This is a genomic window from Nostoc sp. NMS9, assembly GCF_017114995.1.
Lineage (GTDB): Bacteria > Cyanobacteriota > Cyanobacteriia > Cyanobacteriales > Nostocaceae > Nostoc.
Genome location: NZ_JABXKL010000087.1, coordinates 14,072 through 38,793, shown reverse-complemented (window position 1 = coordinate 38,793; position 24,722 = coordinate 14,072). Strand labels below are relative to the sequence as shown.

Genomic DNA, 24,722 nt, shown 5'->3' with positions numbered 1-24,722 from the left:
TTGGAGTTCAAAAGCTGACTATGACTAATCCTACAGAACTACTGCGATCGCGCTACGGTGAGATTCCCTTCAAGTACGAAATTGACTGGAACGACTCTCTACAAACGCTACTATCTCACCGTTCAGTTCGGTCTTATCTATCTGACCCTTTACCACCAGGAACCCTAGAATGGCTAGTTGCAGCTGCTCAATCTGCTGCTAGTTCAGCTAATTTGCAAACCTGGAGTGTGGTAGCGGTTGAAGATCCAGAGCGCAAAGCAGAATTATGCAAGCTGTCTAATAACCAAGCATGGGTTAACCAGGCTCCTGTCTTTTTGGTTTGGTTAGCAGATTTAGGTCGTATGGCTCATATTGCTGACAGTCGCGGACTACCTCATGTGGCTCTGGATTACATAGAACTGTTGTTTAAAGCAGTAATCGATGCCTCGGTAGCAGCGCAAAATGCGACTCTAGCTGCTGAATCTATTGGTTTGGGAACGGTATATATTGGCGCAATCCGCAATAACACGCAAGAGGTGGCAACACTATTAAATTTGCCACCTTATGTGTTCCCCGTATTTGGATTGTGTGTGGGTTATCCCAATCCTGAAGTACAACCTGCTATTAAGCCGCGTTTACCCCAGTCAGCTATACTGCACCGGGAAATCTATAAATTGGCAGAACAAGATGAAGCGATCGCTCACTACAACGATATCATGAAGGAATTCTATACTGAACAAAAGATGAATGCCGCTGTTGATTGGTCGCAAAACTCAGCCGAGCGGATCGCAACCTTAGACTATTTAAAAGGATGCAAAAACTTACGTGAAACTCTCAACAACTTTGGCTTAAAGTTGCTATAAAAGGATTCAGCAGCCAGAAGACACAGAGAACTCTGAGCATCTACCGTACCCCTAGTAGAGAGCAAGCTACGCGCAGTAGGGACTAAAGAATAACTTCTGATATCTGCACCAAAGCTTCTGACGCTTAAAGACTTGTTACCGCTTCACTAAAGACTCAAAACTCTACACCTGTCTTAAAAGATAATTTCAGTGCGTAAGTCCTAAAATAGACCTGCTAACTTGCCACATATAGCAATTCTGTTGCTTGAAACCTTTGTACGAATTTGGGGAATCTGAAGGCATTTAAGCAGTCAACAGGCGAACGATTTAATGTGTATTCCAGCAAGCTTTATCTTTCAAAAAAGGGCTGAACTGTAAGAATTGCTCTTGTCATCAGAATTGCTAACCAAAAATGTAGAATTAACCTGCAAAGCAGAAAGGAGCTTCAAACAATGAATAATTTGTCTACTAAAGACCTCAACAGACTACGCTCTCAAGCCAAAATAATTATGAATCGAGTAGAGATTTTCATAGAAACTTACTTATTAGAAGCTCCCCCTGATGAAAAACTGATTAACGAAACCTTACAAGAGATCATCAAGGCTACGAATAGCTTAACAACCGCAGCATCAAAGATGAAAACTGCAGAACCCGTACCTCATGACGCCAACAGAGCAAAATAGTTTAATAGGGTTGAGTGGAACCCCATAGCTAAATAATGGGGATTGAATACAGTTGCGAGTGCTGAGTAATCGACGATAGATACTCAGCACTATTTAAGTTATGGAGATAGATGAATCTAGACCGTTAGGAAGTACCATGCTAAAAGGGCTAAGTTCAAACTTAAAAAACTGGTTACAAAGAAATAAAATTGTGCGTAACCTAGAGTTTTTTCAAGACTTTATTATCATTTCTCTCTGTCTTGGTTTATTCTGTGTAATGCTTATTCGACTGGGAGATATGTTCTTCTCCTTTTTGCATCCCTTGGATTTGCGGCAAGTAACATCTGATATCCTGTTCATTTTGATTTTAGTAGAATTGTTCCGCCTGTTAATAGATCATCTACAACAACAGCGGACATCCGTAACCGCAGCAGTAGAAATTACTATTGTTTCTGCTTTAAGAGAGGTAATTTTACGCGGTGTACTCGAAATTCCCCGCGACCAAATTTGGGGAATAGCTGTATTTTTAGTAGTTTTAACAGGAATTATGGTGGCTTTACCTTGGATATCTCGTTTTTTAGAACAGGTCAAAATTGCTAATCCAGAAACAGCAGAAAAAGCGCACCTGTTGGATAAAAGCTCTCTAGCTTCTGATTAATTGTAACTACAAATACTGTTTGAAAATTAGTTGGCGATCGCAAGTACTTTTAACAAATGTATGATATTCTTTATATATGGAGAATCAAAAGTACAAAATTCTTCAAAAAAATAAAGTACACTCCAAGACCAGCAATTCTCATTATGAGCTTAGGGCATAATAATATCCGAAGCCTATTTAGTCATTGAAGAGGACAAGGGGCAGGGAGCAGGCAGGGCTGTTTCATTCCCTAAAACAGGTAAAATTGTAAGTGTTGAGTTTAATATAATCATGCCTGCTTCTCTGATTGAACATCTGCGGCAAGTAGAAGACTTCAGAACAAGTGATGGTCGAAGACATCCACTGTGGTTGGTGTTGCTGTTTGTAATAATGGGCACTATGAGTGGATATGTTGGATACCGCGCGTGGGGGGATTTCGTCAAACGGCATCGTCGAGTGTTGATCAAAACGTTTGAAATACAAAAACACGGTGTTCCCTCATACTCAACTATCAGGCGCATAGCGATGGGAGTCGATTTTGATAAACTGGTGACAAAATTTAATCACTGGGCGCAAAATTACGTTGAAATAGAAGAATCTGAGTGGTGTAGTATCGACGGTAAAAGCATTAAGGGAACAGTCCAAGACTACGAAAAATCATGTCAGAATTTTATCAGTATCGTATCAGTGTTTGCGAGTAAAAGAGGACTAGTTGTCAATATGGAAAAGCTCCAAAACAATGAAGAGAGCGAAATCGTAGTGGTGCAAAATTTAATTGCGGCTTTGGAGCTAAAAAATTCTGTATTTAGCTCTGATTCTTTGCACCGCCAAAAAAACTTGCCAGTTAATCCATAGACTGTGGAAATAATTACGTGATTGCGGTCAAAGACAATCAGCCAAGGATGATTCCAAAATACGTAAGGGTAATGCCGCTCCCAATCTCTCCATCATTGTTTGACTTCACAGATGGAAAGTAGTAACTCGTTCGTTAGCATTTACCAACTAGTAAAACCTTTTTCGATAACTTGCTATTCTATATTCATTCCAGTGAGCTTTTGCCTATCAGAATCAAGCTACTCTGTGAAAGAATTCTCCTCATCAGAATTGCTGTTGTTATTTAGAAGGATTTTAAGTGCAATCTAAATTGTTGTAGAAATTAAAAGATTGTGAAGTATTGATTGTTAAGCACTAAATACTAACTAACTAACATATCAGTAGAATACCATGCTTGAGAATCTTCTGAATAACCATAATTTACCGTATCCTGATACGATACATCCCATCATTGTCCATTTTGTGATTGCGATGGTGTTGTTTGCCTTCTTGTGTGATGTAGTTGGATACTTTACTAGCAACTACCGTCTTTTCGAGGTGAGTTGGTGGAATATGTTTTTCGCTACAATCTCCATCTTCGTCGCCGTTATTTTTGGTCAATTTGAAGCAGGTTTAGCAGAACCTTATAACGCAGCCGAACGAGTACTTAATTTACATATGATTCTTGGCTGGGCACTTGCAGGAATTCTGGCAGCCATTACAGCTTGGCGTTACGTGATTCATTGCCGCACTCCAGAAAAGATATCAGTTTATTACCTAGCAGCAAGTCTACTTTTGACTGTTTTGGTAGGCGTACAAGTGTATTTCGGAGATGAATTGGTTTGGGTATATGGGCTGCACACTGTACCAGTTGTTGAAGCCATAAAGGAGGGCTTACTGTAATGAACCCTGAAGTTATTGAGCAATTAAAGACTCAGATGGGAGCAAATGGGTTGCCCTACACTATACCCATTCATCCAAATTTAGTTCATCTTACTCTAGGTTTGTTCTTCCTTGGGATTACCTTTGATTTTATTGGTGTGTTCTTCCCCCTACAAGAACCAATCTTCAAGTTTTTAGCAGTTCCTGCCAATCGTTCCAGCTTCTTTGATGCTGGCTGGTACAATATGCTAGGTTCGGCACTCATCACAATTTTTACAGTAGCAGCAGGTTTTTACGAAATCATGTTGGCAGAACCACTCACTGGGATAAAGAGTGCCTGGGGATTGGAAGCAATGGAGACAATGCTTTGGCATGGAGTGGGTGGTGTTTTTCTACTAGCACTGATTCTTGGGATGGCTATTTGGAGAGGATTTCAGCGTTATATTTGGCGTCAGGATGACAGTCAACAAGTGCAGTGGACTTATTTACTTTCTGGAGTGTTCATTATGTTCATCATGTTCATCCACGGAACGCTAGGGGCGCACTTAGCTGCTGAGTTTGGAGTTCACAATACTGCTGATATGTTATTGCGCTTGGGCAAAAACCCCAACTTACTGCTGAAGTAATCGATGTTAGTCCTTTGTATGAGTATGACCATTGTAGAGACGCGATTAATCGCATCTCTACTGACCAATGACTTTTATGGCCATGAAAATCCGAAATATTTTGATCTTGAGTGCGATCGCGATCGCCTTAGCTGCTGTTAGTCTTTTGATAGGGCAGTGGACGTATTCCTGGATGCCTCCTCAAGCCGCAGCAGAATCGCAGCTGGTCGATAAGTTGTTTAGTTTTTTAATCACGTTGGGAGCATTTATCTTCCTTGGAGTCACAGGAACACTTATCTACTCAGCGATTTTCCATCGAGCAGAGCAATATGATACCAGCGATGGCCCTCCTATTGAAGGAAATATCACACTAGAAATTGTCTGGACTGCAATTCCTGTATTGCTAGTGTTTTGGATTGCCACTTACAGCTACCAAATCTACGAGCAAATGGGAATTCAAGGCCCAATGGAAGCTATGCATATACATATTCCAATAGGGATGCAATCGGCATCTGCTGCACCAATTAACGGAGATGCAGGGATAGTTTCCGCCTCCCCGACTTCTTCAACTGTATCAACTGATGTCACATCAAATGTAATCCCATTTGAAGACATTGAAGTGAATGCCAAACAGTGGGCTTGGGTTTTTCGCTATCCAAAAACAGGAATCACCAGCACCGAACTACATTTACCCGTTAATCATCGCATCCGTCTAGCAATGCAATCTGAGGATGTTCTCCACGGCTTTTATATTCCGGCTTTCCGAGTCAAGCAAGACATTATTCCCAACCGCAACATTGACTTTGAATTCACCCCCATCCGCATTGGCAAATATCCATTGACCGATTCCGAATTCAGCGGTACTTACTTTGCAACCATGCGGGCAAATGTTGTTGTCGAGTCTTCTGAAGATTATAAGAAGTGGCTTGCAGAAGCAGCAAATCGTAAACCATGTACTGCAAATAATCAAGCAGCTTCCGAATATGCCCAAGAATCAAAAGAATTAATCAAAGGCTGGGTTACGGTAGCACCCGCACAAGCCCCTGTAGTTAATTACAGCAATTAGTCGTAGAGACGCGATTAATCGCGTCTCTACAATGGTCATTAGTTTTGGACAAGTGACAAATGACAAAAAACAAAGGATAAAAGACAATGACAAATATTTCCGTTGAAGATATTGATGACGCACCTCAACAGGAACCGAGAGCAGACTGGAGGCAATACTTTAGCTTCAGCACAGACCACAAAGTTATCGGTATTCAGTATATTGTTACCGCTTTCATTCTCTTTTTAGTTGGTGGCATATTTGCAATGATCATTCGTGGGGAATTGATTACCCCAGAATCAGACCTCGTTGACCGTAGTGTTTATAATGCAATGTTCACCATGCACGGCACTGTGATGCTATTTGGATGGACATTCCCCATACTCACAGGTTTTGCTAACTATCTCGTACCTCTGATGATTGGGGCGCGAGATATGGCGTTTCCCAGACTCAATGCTGTTGCCTTCTGGATGATACCGATCGCTGCTATCCTACTGATGGCCAGTTTCTTTGTACCCGGTGGGCCAGCGCAAGCCGGTTGGTGGTCATACCCTCCCGTTAGTCTGCAAAACCCGACAGGCAACTTAATCAATGGTGAAGTAATCTGGCTTCTAGCAGTGGCAATATCAGGTGTTTCCTCAATTATGGGGGGGATTAACTTTGTCACCACGATTGTGAAGATGCGCGCACCTGGGATGACATTCTTCCGTATGCCCATCTTTGTTTGGAACGTATTTAGTGCCCAGATTATCCAACTGTTTGGACTACCTGTATTAACAGCAGGTGCAGTCATGCTTTTACTCGACTTAACAGTTGGAACTAGCTTTTTTGACCCCGCCAAGGGAGGCGACCCAGTTCTATTTCAGCACTTTTTCTGGTTCTACTCCCACCCTGCTGTTTACGTGATCATTCTGCCAGTCTTCGGAATCTTTTCAGAGATATTCCCTGTTTTTGCTCGTAAACCTCTGTTTGGCTATAAGATTGTCGCTATTTCATCACTCCTGATTGCTGGAGTTAGCGGTATAGTCTGGGTACACCATTTATACGTCAGTGGTACTCCAGGCTGGATGCGGCTGTTTTTCATGCTCACAACAATGTTTGTTTCTGTGCCCACTGGCATTAAGGTGTTTGCCTGGACTGCAACGATTTGGGGTGGCAAGCTACGATTTGATACACCAATGCTGTTTGCGTTTGGTGCATTAATAATGTTTGTGTTTGCAGGTATCACTGGCATCACCCTTTCCTCTGTTCCCATTGATGTCCATGTCAACAACACTTACTATGTGGTGGGTCACTTCCACTATGTTCTATATGGCACGGTAACAATGGGGATGTTTGCTGCTATTTACTTCTGGTTCCCCAAGATGACTGGACGTATGTATTACGAAGGCTTGGGCAAGTTGCACTTCTGGCTGGCGTTCATTGGCACTAACCTCAACTTCTTCCCAATGCACCCATTAGGATTACAAGGAATGTTGCGTCGAGTTTCTTCTTATGCCCCAGAGTATGAATTTTGGAATATTATCGCCAGTATCGGCGGATTTTTGCTAGGTGTATCCACTTTGCCCTTCATTCTGAATATTATTGGTTCTTGGATACATGACAAGCAAGCACCGAAGAATCCTTGGCGAGCAATTGGACTGGAGTGGTTAGTTTCTTCACCACCTCCTGTAGAGAACTTTGAGGAAATTCCAGTTGTTATAAGTGAACCCTACGGCTACGGTAAATCTGAACCATTGGTAGCCGAGCATTAGAGGGCAGGCCAAATGTTTGATTTGATTTTTAAACGCATAGGCGCTTCGCCTTCCCGCAGGGTAGGTACGCAGAGGGACGCAGAGAGTTTGAGGTGAGGTATTACGCGATCGCAAACTACTACTTTACTCTCTTTTCTTGCTCTGTGCCTCTGCGTGAGATAAATATATAGGAGTTTCAAGCAATGGACAGTTCTATCATTTCAGAAGAATCAGATCATCCCTCACACGAGCATACCCATGATGAAGAAGGCAGCAAGATGTTCGGCTTCATTGTCTTCTTGCTGTCAGAGACTTTCATTTTCCTCGGTTTTTTTACAGCATATATTGTCTATAAAACAGCAAATCCTGACTGGCTACCAGCTGGTGTTTCTGGACTGGAAGTCAGAGATCCGGCAATTAATACGGTAATTCTTGTTTCTAGTAGCTTTGTCATCTACTTGGCAGAACGCGCCCTTGCAAGCCACGACTTGTTGAAATTTCGCCAGTTTCTAATGCTTTCGATTGCAATGGGATCTTACTTTTTAGTCGGACAAGCGATCGAGTGGAGCCATCTTTCTTTTGGCTTTACCACAGGTGTCTTTGGTGGAATGTTCTACTTACTGACAGGCTTCCACGGTTTACACGTTCTTACTGGCATTTTGTTGCAGATACTTGTTTTTGGTCGCTCTTTCATTCCTGGTAACTACGACACAGGTCATTTTGGTGTCAATGCCACTTCTATTTTCTGGCACTTTGTTGATGTCATTTGGATTGTTTTGTTTGTCCTGATTTATATCTGGCAATGACACTCTGTGGTTTGAGGTTTTGGGTGGAACATAGATATTAGGACTTACACAACACTACTAAATTTCCTCTTACGATCGCTCCAGCATTAAATCATAAAACAGGAGCTGTTGCCAAAAGAAGGAAGAATCTCCGATAGCAGAGCATATTCACGAATCATGTCAGCATTCGTCCGCGCACAATTGATGAAGTTATGAGTGCCAAGCACCTGAGAAATTGGTTGCCTTGATTTGCTCAAAGTTGCCTAATTAATGACTTAATTAAAATACCAAAGGCGCATTATATGCCCTTGGAATAATGAAATCACGAACCTTATTAGGACATCCCAGGAGGGTTATATTTTGCAACTAAACTAACAGACTTGGAGCAACTATACGATTTATGCTCGACAATGTACTCTTGTACCTTAAAAACCAATGCCGATCGTATTTAATGTTGTAGACGTTGAGGATAAAGAGCATTACCTGAACTATGAAGACATAGAAGAAACAAAGGTAGCTGATGAAGGATTACACAACGAGGATTACCTTGATGCTCAATGCTTTTTTGTCCTCCTCAAAAATGGAGATATACTCCTTCTGGAAATGGCTAGACAAAACCAAGTAAGTAAAAACTTCCTTTACCGCCTACTTATGCCAGGAGAATAGCCTCCTTTAATATCTAGGGCTGCCTGGATGCCTCCGGTTGCTATTCTTAAATCTATCGTGGACACACGAACCTGTTGCGATCGCAGTCTTTGATGAACTGCGATCGCGTCCCTTTTAGCCACTTGTATATCAGGCTTGACGCATAGTAGAGATATATAAAAAGTTCCTCTAAAGTAACGCCACGCTATGTAAAAACTCAGATGTCAGCATTTTGTTAAGAATCTTTCTCATCATCATAATTGTTTGGAAAACAACATAAATGGTTGATTTCCTACTCAATCTTGCTTATACTTCCCAATGTAAGTTTTACTTGCGAAGGTAAAGAATATTGGCACGTAGATTGGTAGGAAAGTGGAATGAGCAATCATCGAGGTGTGTGCAATGGGTGTTTGCTAAGTTTGGTAGCGAGTGTTAGCGTCGGTTTTGGTAGTAACCTAGTCAAGCAAGAGCTAACTCTTGCACAGTCCCCAGTCAATAAAGAAGCGATGCCTGCGGCGGGCTACGCCTACGCATCGTTAGTCAGAAAAACCTCTGTTCAATCTGCTTTAGTCACCAAGTCGAAAGCGAAGCGGGAGCAAACACTCATATCAGAAGTTCGCCAACTCAATTCTATAGAACGTCCCCTCAGCGGCACATCATATGTATTGAAGGCTAACAGAGTAAAGAACTTTATCGTTCAAATAAGTCAAGCCACAACCGATGTCGTGTCAGTCACAGATGTGAAGGTGAATAACACAGATAAAGGCATAGATTTAATTTTAGTTACGCCCAATTCTGATAAATTGTCCGTTTCTGGGAAAACTGAAGGTAATTCCTACATTGTGAATATACCCAATGCTCAGTTGCAATTGGCGAATGGAGAGAGTTTTCAACAATCAAAGCCAGTAGCAGGAATTGAACGAATTACAGTAGCCAATGCAGATGCTAACACTCTGCGGGTGACAGTAGTTGGGGAAAAGGGTGCGCCTGCGGTGGAGTTATTTGATAGTCAGAGTGAAGGTTTAGTGTTTGGGGTAACTCCTGCTGTATCCACGGTACAGCAGCCAACACCAACACCAAAGCAACAACCACCCATTGAGTTACAGGTGATTGGGGAGGCTGAAGGAAGCTATAACGTTCCTGATGCGACTACAGCCACAAAAACACCAACACCACTACTCGACATTCCTCAGTCAATTCAAGTGGTTCCCCGGCAGAGTTGGGAGGCTCAAGGAGCCGTTAACGCTATTGATGCTTTAAGAAGCGTCGGTGTTATCCAGGCTTTCAATTCGCCGAGCAATGGTGATGTGTTCACAATTAGGGGTTTTCAGACTACTAACATCCTTCACAATGGTCTTAAGGACTATGTAGGAGGAGCTACAACGGGACAAACTCAACTCAACGACATTGAACAGATAGAGGTTTTGAGGGGGCCTGCCTCTGTCCTTTACGGCCAAGGCAATCCAGGTGGTACGATTAATTTTATCACCAAGCAGCCCCTGAGTGAGCCTTACTTCGCTGCCAGTATGACTGTCGGTAGTTATAGTTTGTATCAACCAACTTTAGATATTTCTGGGCCTCTTAATTCTGACAAAACGCTCCTTTATCGGTTAAATGTTTCTTACTTTAATACAGAAAGCTTTGTTGACTTTTTTAACTCCCAGCGTTATCTAATTGCGCCCGTTGTTAGTTGGCAAATAGATCCCAATACAAAAGTGACTTTTGAAACAGAGTTCCGATACCAGCACCAGTTTCCGAGAACAGGGCTACCTGCTGTAGGAACTGTTTTATCCAACCCAAACGGAAAGATTCCGCTCAGTCTTAACACATTGGATGTGAACGCCAAAAACGACACTAGCTCTGTTCTGTTGGGCTATAACTTTGAACATCGCTTTAATGATAACTGGTACTGGGTGAATGCTTTTAAGGTTAGGTTTGTCGGCTTTCTAAGAGATAGTGCCAATTCTGTCCCAATACTGCTCAATGATCGGACTCTGAGACGCTCAGAGCAAACCGATATAGGAGGACCAGGTGTGGATAACGAGTATGCTCTAGACAATCATGTGACAGGTAAATTTAAAATCGGCGGCCTTCAGAATGAATTAGTCGCAGGCTTTGACTTGTACAGAGAACTCAATATCTTCAATCGGACTATGAGTCAAATTGGTTCTATAGATGTATTTAACCCCGTCTATGGTCAGCCGATTGGTGCTGTTACTTCTAGACTTAATCAAAAAACGATCAATGATGATATCGGCCTTTACGTTCAAGATTTAGTAACCCTTGCTCCTAACCTGAAGTTGGTTCTCGGCGGACGAGGAGATTTTGTCCAGAGTAGCGTTACCAACTTTATAAATTCAAGTCTCAATAATACTCAACCTGACCAGGCATTTAGTCCTCGTGTAGGTCTTGTCTATCAACCTATCCAACCCATCTCACTCTATGCCAGCTACAGTCAATCCTTCTCGCAAAATATTGGAACCACGTTTGGGGGTAGTTTATTTAAACCCAGTACTGGCACTCAATACGAAGTGGGAGTCAAGGGTGATTTTCTTAGCGGCAGGCTATCTTCAACCCTTGCTTTGTATCAACTGACTTTATCCAATGTTTTGACGCCTGATCCTAATCGTCCCACCACAACATTTCAGATCCAAACGGGAGAACAACGCAGCCGAGGCATTGAACTCAATGTCACAGGGGAGATATTGCCAGGCTGGAATGTGATTGCCTCCTATGCTTACACGGATGCACAGGTGACAAAGGACAGCAACCTATCTACTATTGGCAATCGACTGCCGAATGTCCCTTTCAATAGCGCGAGTTTATGGACGACTTATACTTTTTCTAAGAGTAGCCTGCAAGGATTAGGGTTTGGCTTGGGTTTGTTTTATGTGGGCCAACGGCAGGGAGATTTGAACAATGCGTTCAGTGTACCCAGTTATTTACGTACTGATGCAGCTGTCTACTACCAAAGAGATCACCTTGGCATCGCTCTCAACTTCAAGAATCTGTTCAATGTTCAGTACTTCACCCCTCGAACTATCCAACTTGTTTATCCTGAAGATCCATTTACGGTGCAGGGGACAGTGAGTTGGAAATTTTGACAGGGCAATAGTAGAATGACACGCTTGAAAAATTTATTATTTCCAAATTTTGATGTTTGAGAGTATTTATGTCTAATGATACCGATGTTGTTTGGATCAGTTCTAGTCATGTATTGCAGCGTTTTGATCGACCATTATTACAATACATATCGCAGTATATGAATGTGGATCAGTGGGAATATCACCACGATAAAGATGAAGGTAGTTCCATAGATGAAGCTGTAAATTTATTGGATGAGTTTTTGTCACAATCTTCTCATCCAGTACATTTAGCAGGTCATGGTGCGGGTGGTGCGATCGCCTTAACTTTTGCTCGTCGCTATCCCCAAAAAGTGCGTAGTTTACCGCCGTAGGCATCGCTGGTCTTATTGGCTGTAGCTTCTCAACCTGCTAATACTTGGCATGTCCACTATTATTTTCAAAGAAAATTATTTACTATGAGTCGTGAGCAAGTTTTAGCAAGCTGTGTTCGTCATCTCTTTGGTGAGCAACCCCATAATACTAGTAAAATATTAATGGCAGTGTTAAATAGAGATTTAGAACAATCCCCTCTTTCACACTCTCTTTTCAAGTTAATTGAGTTACCTCAAGGCGGGGTTTCTATGCCCCTGATGGTATGTGGGAGCAGAAACGATACCATTGTTAATTCACCTGCATTAAAAGGCTGGTTAAAAAGGTTTAAGCCTGAAGATCATCTGTGGGAATATCCCAAAGGTCATCATTTTTTTCACTACTTTTATCCTCAAAAAGTATGTGAACAAATGTTGAGCTTTTGGCAACCATATCATCTACAATCAATGCTGATATCTCAACTAGTTTATCGAAATTTGACAAATTAACAAGTATTGTTTAGAGACATATATACTCCTTTTTGCTCTTGCACAACCAAGACGCGATCGCTCTACCATAACCTGTGTCTTCTTAACTGTATATGCCTAAGTTCTGGTTTGTTGTGCTGCTTACGCTCCTAGTGGTTTCTGCTTGCAGTTCCTTTGGTCATCTGTGAAATATCAAGATAAGCTTACTTTTGTCAATTAGTAATTATGCTTAAAAGTTAGGAAAAGTAGAGGTATGAAGTTAACTCTTGTCATAAATCCATGAACACAAATATTTCTCACCCTGAAAAATACTATATCCGCATTTTCAGCTTAGGCATAGGTATCTTAGTGATATTGTTAGGTATTTTCGCTAGCATTTCTTACGGTGCAGCTGACATTCCCATTGCCAAAATACTTACTGCATTCACTAACTATGATGACTCTACCGAACACATAATTATCCGGTCGATGCGCCTACCGCGTACACTGATTGCAAGTATGGTTGGTGCTAGTTTGGCTATAGCTGGGGCGTTAATGCAAGGACTGACTCAAAATCCCTTAGCCGCACCAGGAATCTTGGGGATCAATGCAGGTGCAGCCTTAGCAGTGGTGACAGTAGTTTTTGGCTTGGGTACATCTTCACCAGCCTTGATTCCCCTTGTAGCATTTCTCGGAGCCTTAATCGCAGCCTTAACAGTTTACTCCCTTGGTTCTCTTGGACAAGGAGGCTCAACACCATTGAACTTGACTATTGCTGGTGCAGTTCTAACTGCATTGCTATCTTCAATTACCACAGGTGTACTGATTTTGAGCGATCGCACTTTAGAAGAAGTTCGCTTCTGGCTAGCAGGTTCCCTCGCCGGACGAGACTTCAATCTATTCCTAACTGTGCTGCCCTGGATGGTAGTAGGATTATTAACAGCTTTTGCCTTGAGTAGACAAATCAACGCCCTCAGTTTAGGAGAATCGGTAGCCACAGGCTTAGGTCAGCAAACAGGTTGGATCAAGTTGGCAACAGCATCGAGCGTTGTAATATTGGCAGGGAGCGCTGTCGCACTAGCAGGGCCTGTAGGCTTTGTCGGTCTGGTAGTTCCCCATCTGGCGCGGGGAGTCATGGGTGTTGATTATCGTTGGGTATTGCCTGGTGCAGCTGTGTTTGGTGCAGGTTTACTGATATGGGCAGATTTAGCAGCCCGTTGGTTAATTAGACCCCAAGAATTGCCTGTTGGCGTGATGACAGCCCTTTTGGGTGCGCCCTTTTTGTTGTATTTAGTGCGTTGGCAGGTGAAGAGAGGATGATAACAATTCAAAATTCAAAATTCAAAATTCAAAATTTAATACTCGGTAACCAGTCTGTAACTAGAGTATTGTTACTACTGCTATTAATAACCCTCGCTGTCTTGGGGATGAGCCTCAGTTTGGGAAATTATCCTTTGCCACCAGTAGACATAGTGAAAGCTGTTCTTGGTTTACCAACTCAAGACCCAGAATCTGGCTTTGTTGTTGTTACCCTGCGTTTACCGAGAGTGTTAATCTCCTGGTTGGTAGGAGTCGGCTTGGCAACTGCGGGTGCAATTTTACAAGGATTGACACGTAATCCTTTAGCTGACCCTGGTATTGTTGGGGTAAATGCAGGTGCAGCCTTAGCGGCGGTGACTTTGATTGTACTATTTCCGGCTGTACCCACTATGTATTTGCCCTTTGCTGCCTTTGGTGGTGCTTTTATTGTGGGCTGTCTAATCTACTTGCTAGCTGGCACGGGAGAAAAATCACCTCTGCGTTTAGTTTTAGTGGGAGTTGCACTCGCAGCAATTATGGGAGCTTTCACGACTTTAATGTTGACTTTCGGTCAAATCACCGACGTTACTAGAGCATTAGTCTGGTTGGCGGGTAGTGTGGCTGGTAAAAGTTGGGAGCAAGTTTGGCAACTGCTACCTTGGATAGTTATCTTCGCTCCCTTGGCGTTACTACTGGCGCGAGAACTTGATACTTTGCAACTGGGTGACTTGGTAGCTAAAGGACTCGGTAGCCGAGTCACATGGCAAAGGAGCAAATTATTATTAGTGAGTGTGGCGCTGGCTGGGTCAAGTGTGGCGATCGCCGGTACAATTGGCTTCGTTGGATTAATGGCTCCCCATTTAGCACGTAGACTTGTGGGGTCAATACATCAAAATTTACTACCAGTTGCCGCCTTGATCGGGGGATTATTGGTAGCAGCAGCAGATTTTTTGGGTAGGACTTTATTTTCTCCAACACAATTACCTTGTGGTTTGCTAACTGCTGCCTTAGGAGCGCCTTATTTTATCTATTTACTGTATCAAAGGCGGCAAAGATAAGTAGGAGATGAGAATCTCATGTCAGGGTATTTTTACCAAGTGCAGAACTAAGTACCCAATATTATTGGTAATATCATCGTAATACGATCTAAATATCTATCCTGAAAGGCGATCGCTAACTTTAAAGAATGACCCATAAGATACTCTGCTCCGGGATTTTGACTAGCTTGAAAAATCGGATTTTGGTCATTACCCTGCCAACAATTATCAATTGGATTCAAAAGCGTTCGCAAGAAGCCACTAGGCTGCAATGCGATCTGCCAGCATCAGCCGCTTTGCAGCTACGCACTTTCAGACCACTTATTCTTGCAATCAGAAAGTCTTATGGACAACACAGTCCTTGAAACCCAACATCTGAGCCTAGCTTACGATGGCAAACCGATCATATCCGGTCTTAACCTGTTAATTCCCACTGCACAAATTACTGCTCTAGTTGGCCCGAATGGCTGCGGGAAATCTACTCTACTGCGAGGTTTAGCCAGATTACTCAAACCTCATATTGGTACTGTATATCTTAATGGTGCTGATATTTTTCGACAGTCAACGACCAAAGTTGCACAACAACTCGGTATTCTTCCTCAAGGACCAGTTGCACCAGAAGGATTGACTGTGCGAGATTTAGTAGCACAAGGTCGTTATCCATATCAAAAAAGTTGGCTGCAATCTTGGACAACTGAAGATGAACGTCAAGTCCGCAAAGCACTAACAACTACAGACCTCAACGAATTAGCCGATAGAGCCGTAGATACCCTTTCTGGTGGACAGAAGCAACGTGCTTGGATAGCCATGACTTTAGCGCAAGATACACAAATTTTACTATTGGATGAGCCGACAACTTTTTTAGATTTAGCTCATCAAGTGGAAGTGCTGGAGTTGCTGTGGGATTTGAATCAACTTGAGGAGCGAACAATTGTCATGGTGTTGCATGACCTGAATCAAGCGTGTCGTTATGCTCATAACCTAGTAGCCTTACGCGATGGCGCTGTTATGGCTTATGGAACTCCAGCAGATGTGATGACAGAAGAAATGGTGCAGGAGGTGTTTGGATTAGCTTGTCGAATTCTGCCAGACCCAGTAATGGGTACACCTTGGTGTGTACCTTTGAGACGACAACCTCATAAATATTCACAAGATTGAAGATTCAAAAGCGATTTGAATAATTTTTATTTAGCAGTAGAACATTAAAAAAGGGCCGTTTAATTGCCCCTCCCTTAATAGAATGCCAACAATCATTTGGTACACAATATTGACTCAACAATTGAAATCGTTGTAATGATAGGCTTTTGAGTCCATGTAGGTATATTTGCAGGGGGAAGTTCAGCTTAAATAGTTGATTTCCTACTCAATCTTGCTTATACTTCCCAATGTAAGTTTTACTTGCGTAAGTCAAGAATATTGGCACAAAGATTGGTAGGAAAGTGGAATGAGCAATTATCGGGGTGTGTGCAATGGGTGTTTGCCAAGTTTGGTAGTGAGTGTTTGCGTCAGTTTTGGTTGTAACCTAGTCAAGCAAGAGCTAACTCTTGTACAGTCCCCAGTCAATAAAGAAGCGATGCCTGCGGCGGGCTACGCCTACGCATCGTTAGTCAGAAAAACCTCTGTTCAATCTGCTTTAGTCACCAACTGGAAAGCGAAGCGGGAGCCGTTCGCGGAGCGTTCCGCAGGAAAGGCGGCTCTTAAAGGAGCATCGCAAACACCCATATCAGAAGTTCGCCAACTCAATTCTATAGAACGTCCCCTCAGCGGCACATCAGATGTATTGGGGGTCAACAGAGTAAAGAACTTGATCGCTCTAACATCACCTGTATCTTCTTGACTGTATATGCCTAAGTTCTGCTTTGTTGTGCTGCTGACGCTGTTGGTGATTTCTGCTTGCAGTTCCTTTGGTCGTCAATTACCGACCCGCGATATAGCTGTTGTTCCCTCAAGTCAAACATCACCTGTGCCCGTCCACTTAGTCCAACACGCAATGGGTCAGACTCTAGTTCCCGTCCATCCTCAACGAGTCGTCGTCATCCAACGATGGCTCGTGCAAATACCTCTAGTTCTGGGGGTCAAGCTGGTGGGCGCTCCAGGTCTGGCTTTAACTCTCCAGGGGCTAGGGTTAGAGAATAAGCACCTCGGTATTGAAGATATTGGCGCGGCTTTTACGCCGACGAACCTAGAGAAGGTTATGACCCTTAAACCCGACTTGATCTTGGGCACGATTGATGAGAACCGGGAAAATTACAGTTTATTGTCTCACATTGCACCCACCGTTCTGGTTAAGATGCCAAACAGTGGAGACTGGAAACAGTCGTTTATGCCGGCGGCAAAAGCTCTGGGTCAAACCGAGACAGCAAAACGTGTAATCGACAAATATAACGCACGCATAGCCGAGTTCAAAGAAAAGATGGGTTCCCAACTCAAAAAGACTCGAGTTTCCGTCGTGCGCCTCTCGCCAAAGCTAATTCACGCGACAACCAAGGGTTCATTCTCTGGAGTGATCTTAGAGGATGCCGGTTTAATCCGTCCTCCTTCGCAAAATCTGGATGCAATAGGAACTAAAAAGAAAGAAGGTAACCCTGTTGGCTACAGTATATCTCCAGAAGTACTCACCCAGATAGATGGAGATGTCCTATTTATCTTGCGCTATGGCTTCAAAGATCCAGCAGAGTCACAGAGCGTTCTCCATCAACTAATGGCAGAACCTCTGTGGTCAAAGCTTAATGTTGTCAGGCAGGGTAAAATTCATATAGTTGATGAATTTTGTTGGCTCGCTGGTAGCTATCTATCAGCCAATCGAGTTCTTGATGATTTATTTAGCTACATATTGGTACTCTGATGCAGGCAACTGATCACTGGGCTACTCAAATTGAGTATTGAAGCCGTTTTTTATTAAAATAAGCTGGGAAAATACTATTAAGTTGACTAATGTTGCTGATTGATCGGATGAATTTTGTTTTGTGCAGAGGCGCAAAGAATCTATCTTTAGCCTTGGTCAAAAATCTCAATTGATCCCGCAAATATGCAATGCCAGAAAGCTGTATGGTAAAGGAATTTGTTCAAAGCTTAGAGAGTTGACTCTGCCTCTTGCACAGCCTTTTTTGCGATTGCTCTAACATCACCTGTATCTTCTTGACTGTATATGCCTAAGTTCTGCTTTGTTGTGCTGCTTACGTTCTTGGTGATTTCTGCTTGCAGCTCCTTTGGTCGTCAATTACCGACCCGCGATATAGCCGTCGTTACCTCAAGCCAAACATCACCTGTGCCCGTCCACCTAGTCCAACACGCAATGGGTCAGACTCTAGTTCCCGTCCATCCTCAACGAGTTGTCGTCATAGATCCGTGGCTAGTGGAAATACCTCTAGCTCTGGGAGCCAATCTGGTAGGTGCTCCAGATCCAACTAAAACTCTCCAAGGGCTAGGTTTAGAGGATAAGCACCCAGGCGTTGAAAACATTGGTGCGGTTCTGACACCACCGAACATGGAGAAGGTTATAACTCTCAAGCCGGACTTGATTTTAGGCACGACGCGCAACCGGGATACTTACAGTTTATGGTCTCACATTGCACCCACCGTTCTGCTGAAGGTGCAAAGCAATGGAGATTGGAAAAAACCGTTTATGCCAGCAGCAAAAGCTTTGGGGAAAACTGAGACAGCAAAACGTTTAATGGATAACTATAACGCACGCTTAACTGAGTTTAAACAAAAGATAGGATCTCGACTCAAAAAGACTTTAGTTTCCGTCGTGCGCCTGATCCCAAAAACAATTAACCCGTTAACTAAGGGTGCATTCTCTGGAGTAATTTTAGAGGATGCTGGTTTAATCCGTCCTCCTTCGCAAAATCTGGATGCTAAAGCAACTAAAAAGAAAGCGGGCAACCCCGTTGGCTACAATATCTCTCCAGAAGCCCTTACCCAGATAGATGGTGATATCCTATTTATAGTGCGCTACGGCTTTAAAGACCCTGCACAGTCAAAGATTGCTGTCAATCAACTTATGGCAGAACCTCTGTGGTCAAAGCTTAATGTTGTTAGGCAGGGTAAAGTTTATGTAGTAGATGATTATTATTGGCTCACAGGTAGCTACATATCAGCTAATCGAGTTATTGATGATTTATTTACTTATATCTTGCAACCACTGAAAGAAACTAACAGTAAATGAATAAAGCGTGCAAAAGTGTAACCTCATTTTTATTGGTGGTTAATTTTCGAGTTGTCAATCTCAAATTCACATAAAAAAAGACAAACAGTATGTAATTATGTTCTTATGATGCATATTACTAAGCTGCTTTTATTTGCCAACATAATTATTATTCATACCGTATTAAAATAACCTACTTACACAAATTGCCATAAACCAACGGGTGAAAATGTAAGATTAGCAACTAAAAACAAGTCTATGAAACTCTATTAAATGATATTCAATCTAACTCTCAATAAGCAAACTCTGATTGAGCGCATTAGCCAACTTGCACGTGATAAGTTCGCCTCTCGCGCTGCTGGTTATGACCACAATGCTAGCTTTCCAAGAGAAGATTTTGAAGACCTTTTTCAAGCAGGTCTGAATGCACCAGTTGTGCCAACTGAATACGGTGGTCTAGGGTTAGGACATGATAGCGATATCTTTACCCTGTGGATGATGACTAAGGAACTGGCAAAAGTGGATTTATCCCTAGCCCGTTGCTGGGAAGGACACGCAAATGCCCAAGTTTTACTAGCGGCTATGGCTAATGAGTCCCAGAAAAAGCGCTGGTTTGAGGGTATTGTCCAGCGTGGAGAGAAATGGGCGGCTTGGAGTGGAGAACCCCAGTCTCCGATTCCAGGTCAAAAAGCCAGCCTTGGCACAAGTGTTCAAGTGGTAGATGAGGGATACATTATTGATGGCACAAAGGTATTCGCCACCAGTGCCCCAGAAGCACAGTGGGCAATTCTTTTGGTCAACACAGCAGGGCCTGGGGGAGCGCGTCATAACAATGGCTTACCGACATCAGTATTGTTACTAGCCTGCAACCTATCCGATCCCAGTATCAGCTTTGATGATAGTTGGTGGCAGCCAATTGGGATGAGAGGTACAGTGAGTTACTTAGTTCGCTTTGAACGCACTTTCATCCCTAACGAAAACTTGATTGGCTATCCAGGACAGTACATCCAACAGGAGTGGCAGACGCGGTTTACCCCTCTGTATGGCGCTGCTTTTCTCGGAGCTGCTGAAGGAGCCTATGATTATGCTTTAGCATACATCAACAAACAGGAAAAAGGACACGACCCCTACGTACAACACCGAATTGCTAAGGCAGCAATTAATATAGATACTATGCATTTATGGCTCCGACAGGTAGCCACTCTTTGGGAAACAGGCCAGGTCTTAGGGGCAAAACAAGCAGGCAATCGCGCCCGTTACATAACTGAACAACTGGCTTTGGAAACGGTGAACGACTGCATACATGCTTGTGGATCTCGCTCCTTGATTAAACCGAGTCCTGTGGAGCGAATATTGCGAGATTTATCCTTTTACGTATTGCATGATAATTGCGATCGCGTTTTGTCCTCAATTGGTCAGGAGATTTTGGGGCAATCCTTTGATCGTGCCTATTTCAACACCCAGCCAAATCGCCAGGAAAACCTTACGGAGTAAAAGTTTTATAATATAAAATACACCATAAAGATTGAGGCAACTTGTGGTAAAAAAGATGGTTCGTGCGATTCTGTTGCCTGACAAATAATTTTTCAAGTGATATCATCTTTGATTTATTCATCCCAAGGAGCAGGTTTGCTGACTTGCTCCCACACAGGACTATACAAGGCTTTATACAATTCTCGTGCCAGTTCCACCAGCCCGATATAACCAGCGTAGGCATGATGGCGTTCATGGTTAACATCCAAAAAAGGAATTTGTGCTTTGAGTGCTGTATATTTATTGCCAGTCCCAGTAATCAAAACATCGGCTTTTGTATCCTTTAGTACTTTTAATAATACTTGCGGGGTTGCTTCGGGCAAAAGAATGCCATCTTGACCAAGATATTGTTTAATTTTGGCTTTCTCCTCTTCTGTAGTCTTTGCGTTAGTGGTAGCAATCACTTCCATTCCTAAATGTTTGGCAGCTAAAATAATCGACCAAATTTTTACACCACCAGTAGAAAGAATAATCCGCTTGCCTTTCAACTGGGCACGGTAAGGAGCTAGGGCAATATCTAGGGATGCATTTTCTTCTCTTATCAACCATTCTGTACGTTCTTGAAGATATTTATCCCCTAATGTTGCTGCAATATTTCGCAAGCAATGGTTTAAGTTTTCTACACCGAAGAAAGATTCTTCAACATAAGGAATTCCATAAAGTTCTTTCATTGTTTGCGCCATTGGCAGCACTACATTTGAGCAAATGACTACATTCAACTTGGCACGATGAGCATAGCAAACTTCTTTATAACGAGCATCACCTGTAATTTTGGAGAGAACGCGTATACCCAATCTCTTGAACAGTGGTAAAACATTCCACAAATCACCAGCAACGTTGTACTCACCAACAATATTGATATCGAAAGGAGTGGTAAATTCCGGTTCTGCCGTTCCGATTACATATTTCAATAAAGTCTCATTGCCGATGCGATTACCTAAATTTTTACTACCAAGAAATCCAGGCGAATTTACATAGATAACTGGAATATCAATTTTCTGTGCAGCCATTTTACAGACACTATCGATATCATCACCAATCAAAGCAGTAATACAAGTAGCGTAGACAAAAATAGCCGCAGGATTATAGCGTTGAGCAACATCGAGAATAGCTTTGTACAGTTTCTTTTCACCACCAAAAACGACATTATTCTCACCAAAATCAGTAGTAAAAGCAGTTTGGTATAATTGAGAGCCTGATGAGAGGCTACCATGAGTCGCCCAAGGATTATGAGTACAAGCAACAGCACCATGTACTAAATGAACAACATCAGTAATAGCTCCGACAGAAACCATCGCTCCATCTAAAGGACAATTTCCTTGGTTTGCACCTGGTTGTGGTGGTTTTGTGCAAGTTAGTTTTTTCTTGTCACCCAATTTTTTTTGGTTATGTTTACAAGCTGTTTCGTTGATTGTTACTTGAGTATTTTTCATGCCTTTCCTCGTACTGAAGATTAATACAAAAGAATCAAGTTTTAGGATTTAGAAGGCGTAATGTCGTTTGCCAAATTATTTATTAGCCTAAAATATGCTCTAGATAAGCAATAGCCAAAATCTTTCATCTGAGTAGCGTGTATCTTAATAAATACAGTTTTTGCTACTAACAGCACGAATGCAAAGATGAATAAAACTCGTTCTCTGGTTCTAGATTGACACTAATTTTGCAAATAGCCATTTAATTTATCAAACGACAATAGCTGATATCAATAAATATTCTTCGATACTTTGTATTCTGTAAATATTTTTTGATTCTCTTGACTTAAAAATCATAACAAAACCTGTAGCTGATAATCGTAAAAATGATAACAATAGCATGAATAAAAAATGAATATTCAGGTATAAAACCAATTAAATTATAGACAGATCTGTCTATAATTTAAGGTATAGTTGTCTGATAAATATAACATTGTTATTAATAATATACAGAATATTCTAACTGTACATGACAAGAATAATGATTTAATATCTATATTAATAATGGATATTTTTTTGGAGAGAAATCAGCGATAAATGGCCAAAATTAAAACAATAAAAGAATGTATTTATTAGCTTATTAGACTCTCTAGCTAATGACTAATTGTAACCACAAACTATGTTGGTAAAGTTATTCTACGCTCTAATGCTCCTTCACCGAATAATTATCTACACAAGTAATGTCACTAGTTAATTCTTTAATTTCTTTATGGATAGTTTTTCTATCCCACTTCAATTATTTTGGAGCCAGCAGTTGTCCTCCGTAACTTAATCCCATTACAGTTTGCGTTGCACTTGGAAACGCTGTCTTGCTACACCAATAAATTGGGCGTTGCTGAATAATGGGATGATTGTGGCTGACACCGAGACGCGGTGATTATGTATTGATCGAAATTCTCAAATCATCCCGCAATTATGCAACACCCTAAATTGAGTTGCTGTTTCTTTAAGCAGACTTTTCCATGAGTCAGTTAATTCAATTGACATTCTTAGATACCCAAAAACTTGAACCACACATAGTTGAACTTACTACAAAAAGGGGAGTCAGGGCTGCGATCGCAGCCCTGACTCCTTACCCTCTACAATGATTATTATTCCTCTTTACTGAGGATTTTATTTTTTGGAAATCCCTTATCACCCAGTCCCTTAAAAAGTGTTGGTAATGACAAGGCCTTTAGTTCCAGCGTTTACATGGGTACACTGTAAACCCTAGACTGTTTTGTACAGCGAGCCTTATGAGCTTTTTTAGTACAAATGCAAGCAGGAACTTCATCTTAGTCCGGCCGATAGTAAAACTCCCGACACAGAAAATTAGGTTGGCTGCCATCCTTGAACTTGTGAAACGCAGCAATAACCCACAAGTCTTTGTTCATGTTCGCTGCTAACAAGGATTCCACTGAATCGTGATCGTATCTTGCACAGAAAGCCTTCTCATTGATATTATCTACAAACGGTGTTACCTCAGTCTCACCCCAATCTTTGAGGGACTGGGCACCATAAGCGTGCATAATAATTTGCTCATTATGCTTGGTTAGAGTAAATTTCTCGATCCATGTAGTCTTTGTGTTGGAATTTATCCAGCTTCCTAAATAAGGCGTGAAATCAATCACGGTGTCCTTGGGCTGGTTACCGTAAATTTCGTTTCTTTCCATCTTGAAATCTTCCTCTTCTTACTAGCGATGAAAAAACTCACGGGCAAAATGATCAGTTCGACCACTACCATCTACGTAGCGGGTATAGGACTGAATGACCAAGATTCCCAATTTTTGGTTTGCCACCAGATGTGTCTCAATCCCGTCTAGCTTGTAAAAAGCGTGGAATCCTCCTGCTATAAGTGAGGTTCCGACACCGTAAGCCACCGCCTCAACCTTACCCCAGTCAATTGGTGAGGGTTCGTTGGCTCCATAACCTTGAAACAGAAGGCGACCATCTTGTTCAGTCAGAACTACCCGCACCAAATAATTAGTATCTGATTTAGTATTGATCCAGTTACCGACTAAAGGTGAGAGTTCTATCGGCTCCTTAATACTAGGGCGTTGGTCAGCCTGCATATAGTGTGCGTATTGAGTTGTTTGTGTCACTAGTTAACTCTCTAATGAATAAATTGCAGCATTTTAATAATAAATATAAACGACTTATTAGCGTATATCTCATTAAGATAATATTTTATTAATAAATTATAAGTTGCTAGTTCCAGTAAAACACTAATGGCTGTAGTTGTTCCAAATACAATGTTGTTCATAATGAAGCAATGATTCATGACTCTAAATATTTGCTACATTTCCCCAATCTTTCTGATGTCATAGCCACTGATCACCTCTAATTGCGATCGCACTAATCGAGATCCCAAGATATTGAGAAACTACAAAAAGCCGTAGCCGACACATTTAATCTGACTGGAAAAAGGTTGTAGCCGAATAGCCTGCTGTAAGCATAGTTGCCTTAAAAACTGTGTTTGCGTCCTCGATTTTGACGAAATTTGAAGTACTATTAATTATTGACAAATGGTTGATGATCTTAGATTAGGTCAACAATTGTCAGTAAACCAAAAAGTTTTTCTCAAAGAGCGATGCCTAGGGAAGGCTGCGCCTACGCTAATCATATTTACGTAAAACAAAGTTCTATATAATACTGAGCAGAAAAGAATACTTATGTTGTTCTAAAACGATGATACATTTAATTATTGGTTCCCTAACTTGCTGTCT

At 41.9% G+C, this 24,722-nt stretch carries 24 protein-coding genes and 1 pseudogene; 20 read left to right on the top strand and 5 right to left on the bottom strand.

What is annotated here, in order from left to right; all coding sequences use genetic code 11:
- Positions 1-20: 20 nt before the first annotated feature.
- The 10 genes from HWQ40_RS28300 (at position 21) to HWQ40_RS28255 (ending at position 8,649) form a co-directional block, all read left to right on the top strand.
- A complete protein-coding gene (locus tag HWQ40_RS28300; RefSeq protein WP_292784821.1) occupies positions 21-842 on the top strand; it encodes an NADPH-dependent oxidoreductase in 822 nt (273 codons plus the stop codon).
- A gap of 431 nt (positions 843-1,273) precedes the next feature.
- Complete coding sequence (locus HWQ40_RS28295; protein ID WP_292784818.1) at positions 1,274-1,504, top strand: hypothetical protein; 231 nt, start codon at positions 1,274-1,276, stop codon at positions 1,502-1,504.
- Between the two features lie 136 nt (positions 1,505-1,640).
- Complete coding sequence (locus HWQ40_RS28290) at positions 1,641-2,141, top strand: phosphate-starvation-inducible PsiE family protein (protein WP_292784835.1); 501 nt, start codon at positions 1,641-1,643, stop codon at positions 2,139-2,141.
- 270 nt (positions 2,142-2,411) lie between these two features.
- Positions 2,412-2,975, top strand: a complete 564-nt coding sequence (locus HWQ40_RS28285; RefSeq protein WP_292784816.1) for an ISAs1 family transposase — start codon at positions 2,412-2,414, stop codon at positions 2,973-2,975.
- 369 nt (positions 2,976-3,344) lie between these two features.
- Complete coding sequence (locus tag HWQ40_RS28280; RefSeq protein ID WP_292784814.1) at positions 3,345-3,836, top strand: DUF2231 domain-containing protein; 492 nt, start codon at positions 3,345-3,347, stop codon at positions 3,834-3,836.
- Complete coding sequence (locus HWQ40_RS28275; RefSeq protein WP_292784811.1) at positions 3,836-4,441, top strand: DUF2231 domain-containing protein; 606 nt, start codon at positions 3,836-3,838, stop codon at positions 4,439-4,441. The genes HWQ40_RS28280 and HWQ40_RS28275 overlap by 1 nt, the downstream gene beginning before the upstream one ends.
- An 82-nt stretch (positions 4,442-4,523) precedes the next feature.
- A complete protein-coding gene (locus HWQ40_RS28270; RefSeq protein WP_292784808.1) occupies positions 4,524-5,486 on the top strand; it encodes a cytochrome c oxidase subunit II in 963 nt (320 codons plus the stop codon).
- 86 nt (positions 5,487-5,572) lie between these two features.
- Positions 5,573-7,219 carry a cytochrome c oxidase subunit I gene (ctaD, locus tag HWQ40_RS28265; RefSeq protein WP_292784806.1) on the top strand — a complete coding sequence of 549 codons (1,647 nt, stop codon included), beginning with the start codon at positions 5,573-5,575 and terminating at the stop codon, positions 7,217-7,219.
- Positions 7,220-7,401: 182 nt separating this feature from the next.
- Positions 7,402-8,004: a heme-copper oxidase subunit III gene (locus tag HWQ40_RS28260; protein ID WP_292784803.1), complete on the top strand. Its 603-nt coding sequence runs from the start codon at positions 7,402-7,404 to the stop codon at positions 8,002-8,004.
- A 414-nt stretch (positions 8,005-8,418) separates the two neighbouring features.
- Positions 8,419-8,649, top strand: coding sequence for a hypothetical protein (locus HWQ40_RS28255; RefSeq protein WP_292784801.1), 231 nt, complete (start codon positions 8,419-8,421; stop codon positions 8,647-8,649).
- On the opposite strand, the gene HWQ40_RS28250 is transcribed toward HWQ40_RS28255, so the two are convergent.
- Positions 8,622-8,771 (bottom strand): hypothetical protein, encoded by a 150-nt coding sequence (locus HWQ40_RS28250; RefSeq protein WP_292784798.1) that lies wholly within the window; start codon positions 8,769-8,771, stop codon positions 8,622-8,624. The two genes, HWQ40_RS28255 and HWQ40_RS28250, sit on opposite strands and share 28 nt — an antisense overlap.
- A gap of 234 nt (positions 8,772-9,005) precedes the next feature.
- Between HWQ40_RS28250 and HWQ40_RS28245 the strand changes: the two genes are divergently transcribed.
- The 4 genes and pseudogenes from HWQ40_RS28245 (at position 9,006) to HWQ40_RS28230 (ending at position 14,886) form a co-directional block, all read left to right on the top strand.
- Complete coding sequence (locus HWQ40_RS28245) at positions 9,006-11,732, top strand: TonB-dependent siderophore receptor (RefSeq protein ID WP_292784796.1); 2,727 nt, start codon at positions 9,006-9,008, stop codon at positions 11,730-11,732.
- Between the two features lie 68 nt (positions 11,733-11,800).
- Positions 11,801-12,571, top strand: a pseudogene (locus HWQ40_RS28240) (alpha/beta hydrolase).
- A 258-nt stretch (positions 12,572-12,829) separates the two neighbouring features.
- Positions 12,830-13,849, top strand: coding sequence for an iron ABC transporter permease (locus HWQ40_RS28235; protein WP_292784793.1), 1,020 nt, complete (start codon positions 12,830-12,832; stop codon positions 13,847-13,849).
- Entirely contained in the window at positions 13,846-14,886 is a 1,041-nt protein-coding gene (locus HWQ40_RS28230; RefSeq protein ID WP_292784790.1) for an iron ABC transporter permease, read from the top strand. The genes HWQ40_RS28235 and HWQ40_RS28230 overlap by 4 nt, the downstream gene beginning before the upstream one ends.
- A gap of 47 nt (positions 14,887-14,933) precedes the next feature.
- Here HWQ40_RS28230 and HWQ40_RS28225 read toward each other — a convergent pair whose 3' ends face one another.
- The gene (locus tag HWQ40_RS28225) at positions 14,934-15,137 is read right to left on the bottom strand and encodes a hypothetical protein (RefSeq protein WP_292784789.1); all 204 of its coding nucleotides are present in this window, start codon (positions 15,135-15,137) and stop codon (positions 14,934-14,936) included.
- 73 nt (positions 15,138-15,210) lie between these two features.
- Here HWQ40_RS28225 and HWQ40_RS28220 point away from each other — a divergent pair, with 73 nt between their 5' ends.
- The 5 genes from HWQ40_RS28220 (at position 15,211) to HWQ40_RS28200 (ending at position 20,506) form a co-directional block, all read left to right on the top strand.
- Positions 15,211-16,023, top strand: coding sequence for an ABC transporter ATP-binding protein (locus HWQ40_RS28220; RefSeq protein ID WP_292784787.1), 813 nt, complete (start codon positions 15,211-15,213; stop codon positions 16,021-16,023).
- Between the two features lie 286 nt (positions 16,024-16,309).
- Positions 16,310-16,702: a hypothetical protein gene (locus HWQ40_RS28215; protein ID WP_292784785.1), complete on the top strand. Its 393-nt coding sequence runs from the start codon at positions 16,310-16,312 to the stop codon at positions 16,700-16,702.
- A gap of 6 nt (positions 16,703-16,708) precedes the next feature.
- A complete protein-coding gene (locus HWQ40_RS28210) occupies positions 16,709-17,710 on the top strand; it encodes an iron-siderophore ABC transporter substrate-binding protein (RefSeq protein WP_292784783.1) in 1,002 nt (333 codons plus the stop codon).
- Between the two features lie 303 nt (positions 17,711-18,013).
- Positions 18,014-19,033 (top strand): iron-siderophore ABC transporter substrate-binding protein, encoded by a 1,020-nt coding sequence (locus tag HWQ40_RS28205; RefSeq protein ID WP_292784780.1) that lies wholly within the window; start codon positions 18,014-18,016, stop codon positions 19,031-19,033.
- A 252-nt stretch (positions 19,034-19,285) separates the two neighbouring features.
- The gene (locus tag HWQ40_RS28200) at positions 19,286-20,506 is read left to right on the top strand and encodes an acyl-CoA dehydrogenase family protein (RefSeq protein ID WP_292784778.1); all 1,221 of its coding nucleotides are present in this window, start codon (positions 19,286-19,288) and stop codon (positions 20,504-20,506) included.
- A 113-nt stretch (positions 20,507-20,619) separates the two neighbouring features.
- Here HWQ40_RS28200 and nifE read toward each other — a convergent pair whose 3' ends face one another.
- Positions 20,620-21,978, bottom strand: coding sequence for a nitrogenase iron-molybdenum cofactor biosynthesis protein NifE (nifE, locus tag HWQ40_RS28195; RefSeq protein WP_292784776.1), 1,359 nt, complete (start codon positions 21,976-21,978; stop codon positions 20,620-20,622).
- Between the two features lie 1,001 nt (positions 21,979-22,979).
- Between nifE and HWQ40_RS28190 the strand changes: the two genes are divergently transcribed.
- Positions 22,980-23,105, top strand: a complete 126-nt coding sequence (locus HWQ40_RS28190; protein ID WP_292784774.1) for a hypothetical protein — start codon at positions 22,980-22,982, stop codon at positions 23,103-23,105.
- A gap of 186 nt (positions 23,106-23,291) precedes the next feature.
- Here the strand turns inward: HWQ40_RS28190 and HWQ40_RS28185 are convergent, their stop codons facing one another.
- On the bottom strand, positions 23,292-23,669 hold the full coding sequence (locus HWQ40_RS28185; protein WP_292784771.1) for a hypothetical protein: 378 nt from the start codon (positions 23,667-23,669) through the stop codon (positions 23,292-23,294).
- 21 nt (positions 23,670-23,690) lie between these two features.
- On the bottom strand, positions 23,691-24,098 hold the full coding sequence (locus HWQ40_RS28180) for a hypothetical protein (protein WP_292784768.1): 408 nt from the start codon (positions 24,096-24,098) through the stop codon (positions 23,691-23,693).
- Between the last annotated feature and the right edge of the window lie 624 nt (positions 24,099-24,722).

Excerpts from the sequence above, each read along its gene's own strand:
- HWQ40_RS28190 (WP_292784774.1), top strand. The coding sequence starts at position 22,980 with ATGAGTCAGTTAATTCAATTGACATTCTTAGATACCCAAAAACTTGAA.
- HWQ40_RS28260 (WP_292784803.1), top strand. The coding sequence starts at position 7,402 with ATGGACAGTTCTATCATTTCAGAAGAATCAGATCATCCCTCACACGAG.
- HWQ40_RS28255 (WP_292784801.1), top strand. The coding sequence starts at position 8,419 with ATGCCGATCGTATTTAATGTTGTAGACGTTGAGGATAAAGAGCATTAC.
- HWQ40_RS28280 (WP_292784814.1), top strand. The coding sequence starts at position 3,345 with ATGCTTGAGAATCTTCTGAATAACCATAATTTACCGTATCCTGATACG.
- HWQ40_RS28215 (WP_292784785.1), top strand. The coding sequence starts at position 16,310 with ATGAGCAATTATCGGGGTGTGTGCAATGGGTGTTTGCCAAGTTTGGTA.
- HWQ40_RS28235 (WP_292784793.1), top strand. The coding sequence starts at position 12,830 with ATGAACACAAATATTTCTCACCCTGAAAAATACTATATCCGCATTTTC.
- HWQ40_RS28290 (WP_292784835.1), top strand. The coding sequence starts at position 1,641 with ATGCTAAAAGGGCTAAGTTCAAACTTAAAAAACTGGTTACAAAGAAAT.
- HWQ40_RS28230 (WP_292784790.1), top strand. The coding sequence starts at position 13,846 with ATGATAACAATTCAAAATTCAAAATTCAAAATTCAAAATTTAATACTC.
- HWQ40_RS28200 (WP_292784778.1), top strand. The coding sequence starts at position 19,286 with ATGATATTCAATCTAACTCTCAATAAGCAAACTCTGATTGAGCGCATT.
- HWQ40_RS28275 (WP_292784811.1), top strand. The coding sequence starts at position 3,836 with ATGAACCCTGAAGTTATTGAGCAATTAAAGACTCAGATGGGAGCAAAT.
- HWQ40_RS28220 (WP_292784787.1), top strand. The coding sequence starts at position 15,211 with ATGGACAACACAGTCCTTGAAACCCAACATCTGAGCCTAGCTTACGAT.
- HWQ40_RS28245 (WP_292784796.1), top strand. The coding sequence starts at position 9,006 with ATGAGCAATCATCGAGGTGTGTGCAATGGGTGTTTGCTAAGTTTGGTA.
- HWQ40_RS28205 (WP_292784780.1), top strand. The coding sequence starts at position 18,014 with ATGCCTAAGTTCTGCTTTGTTGTGCTGCTTACGTTCTTGGTGATTTCT.
- HWQ40_RS28270 (WP_292784808.1), top strand. The coding sequence starts at position 4,524 with ATGAAAATCCGAAATATTTTGATCTTGAGTGCGATCGCGATCGCCTTA.
- HWQ40_RS28285 (WP_292784816.1), top strand. The coding sequence starts at position 2,412 with ATGCCTGCTTCTCTGATTGAACATCTGCGGCAAGTAGAAGACTTCAGA.
- HWQ40_RS28300 (WP_292784821.1), top strand. The coding sequence starts at position 21 with ATGACTAATCCTACAGAACTACTGCGATCGCGCTACGGTGAGATTCCC.
- HWQ40_RS28210 (WP_292784783.1), top strand. The coding sequence starts at position 16,709 with ATGCCTAAGTTCTGCTTTGTTGTGCTGCTGACGCTGTTGGTGATTTCT.
- ctaD (WP_292784806.1), top strand. The coding sequence starts at position 5,573 with ATGACAAATATTTCCGTTGAAGATATTGATGACGCACCTCAACAGGAA.
- nifE (WP_292784776.1), bottom strand. The coding sequence starts at position 21,978 with ATGAAAAATACTCAAGTAACAATCAACGAAACAGCTTGTAAACATAAC.
- HWQ40_RS28185 (WP_292784771.1), bottom strand. The coding sequence starts at position 23,669 with ATGGAAAGAAACGAAATTTACGGTAACCAGCCCAAGGACACCGTGATT.
- HWQ40_RS28295 (WP_292784818.1), top strand. The coding sequence starts at position 1,274 with ATGAATAATTTGTCTACTAAAGACCTCAACAGACTACGCTCTCAAGCC.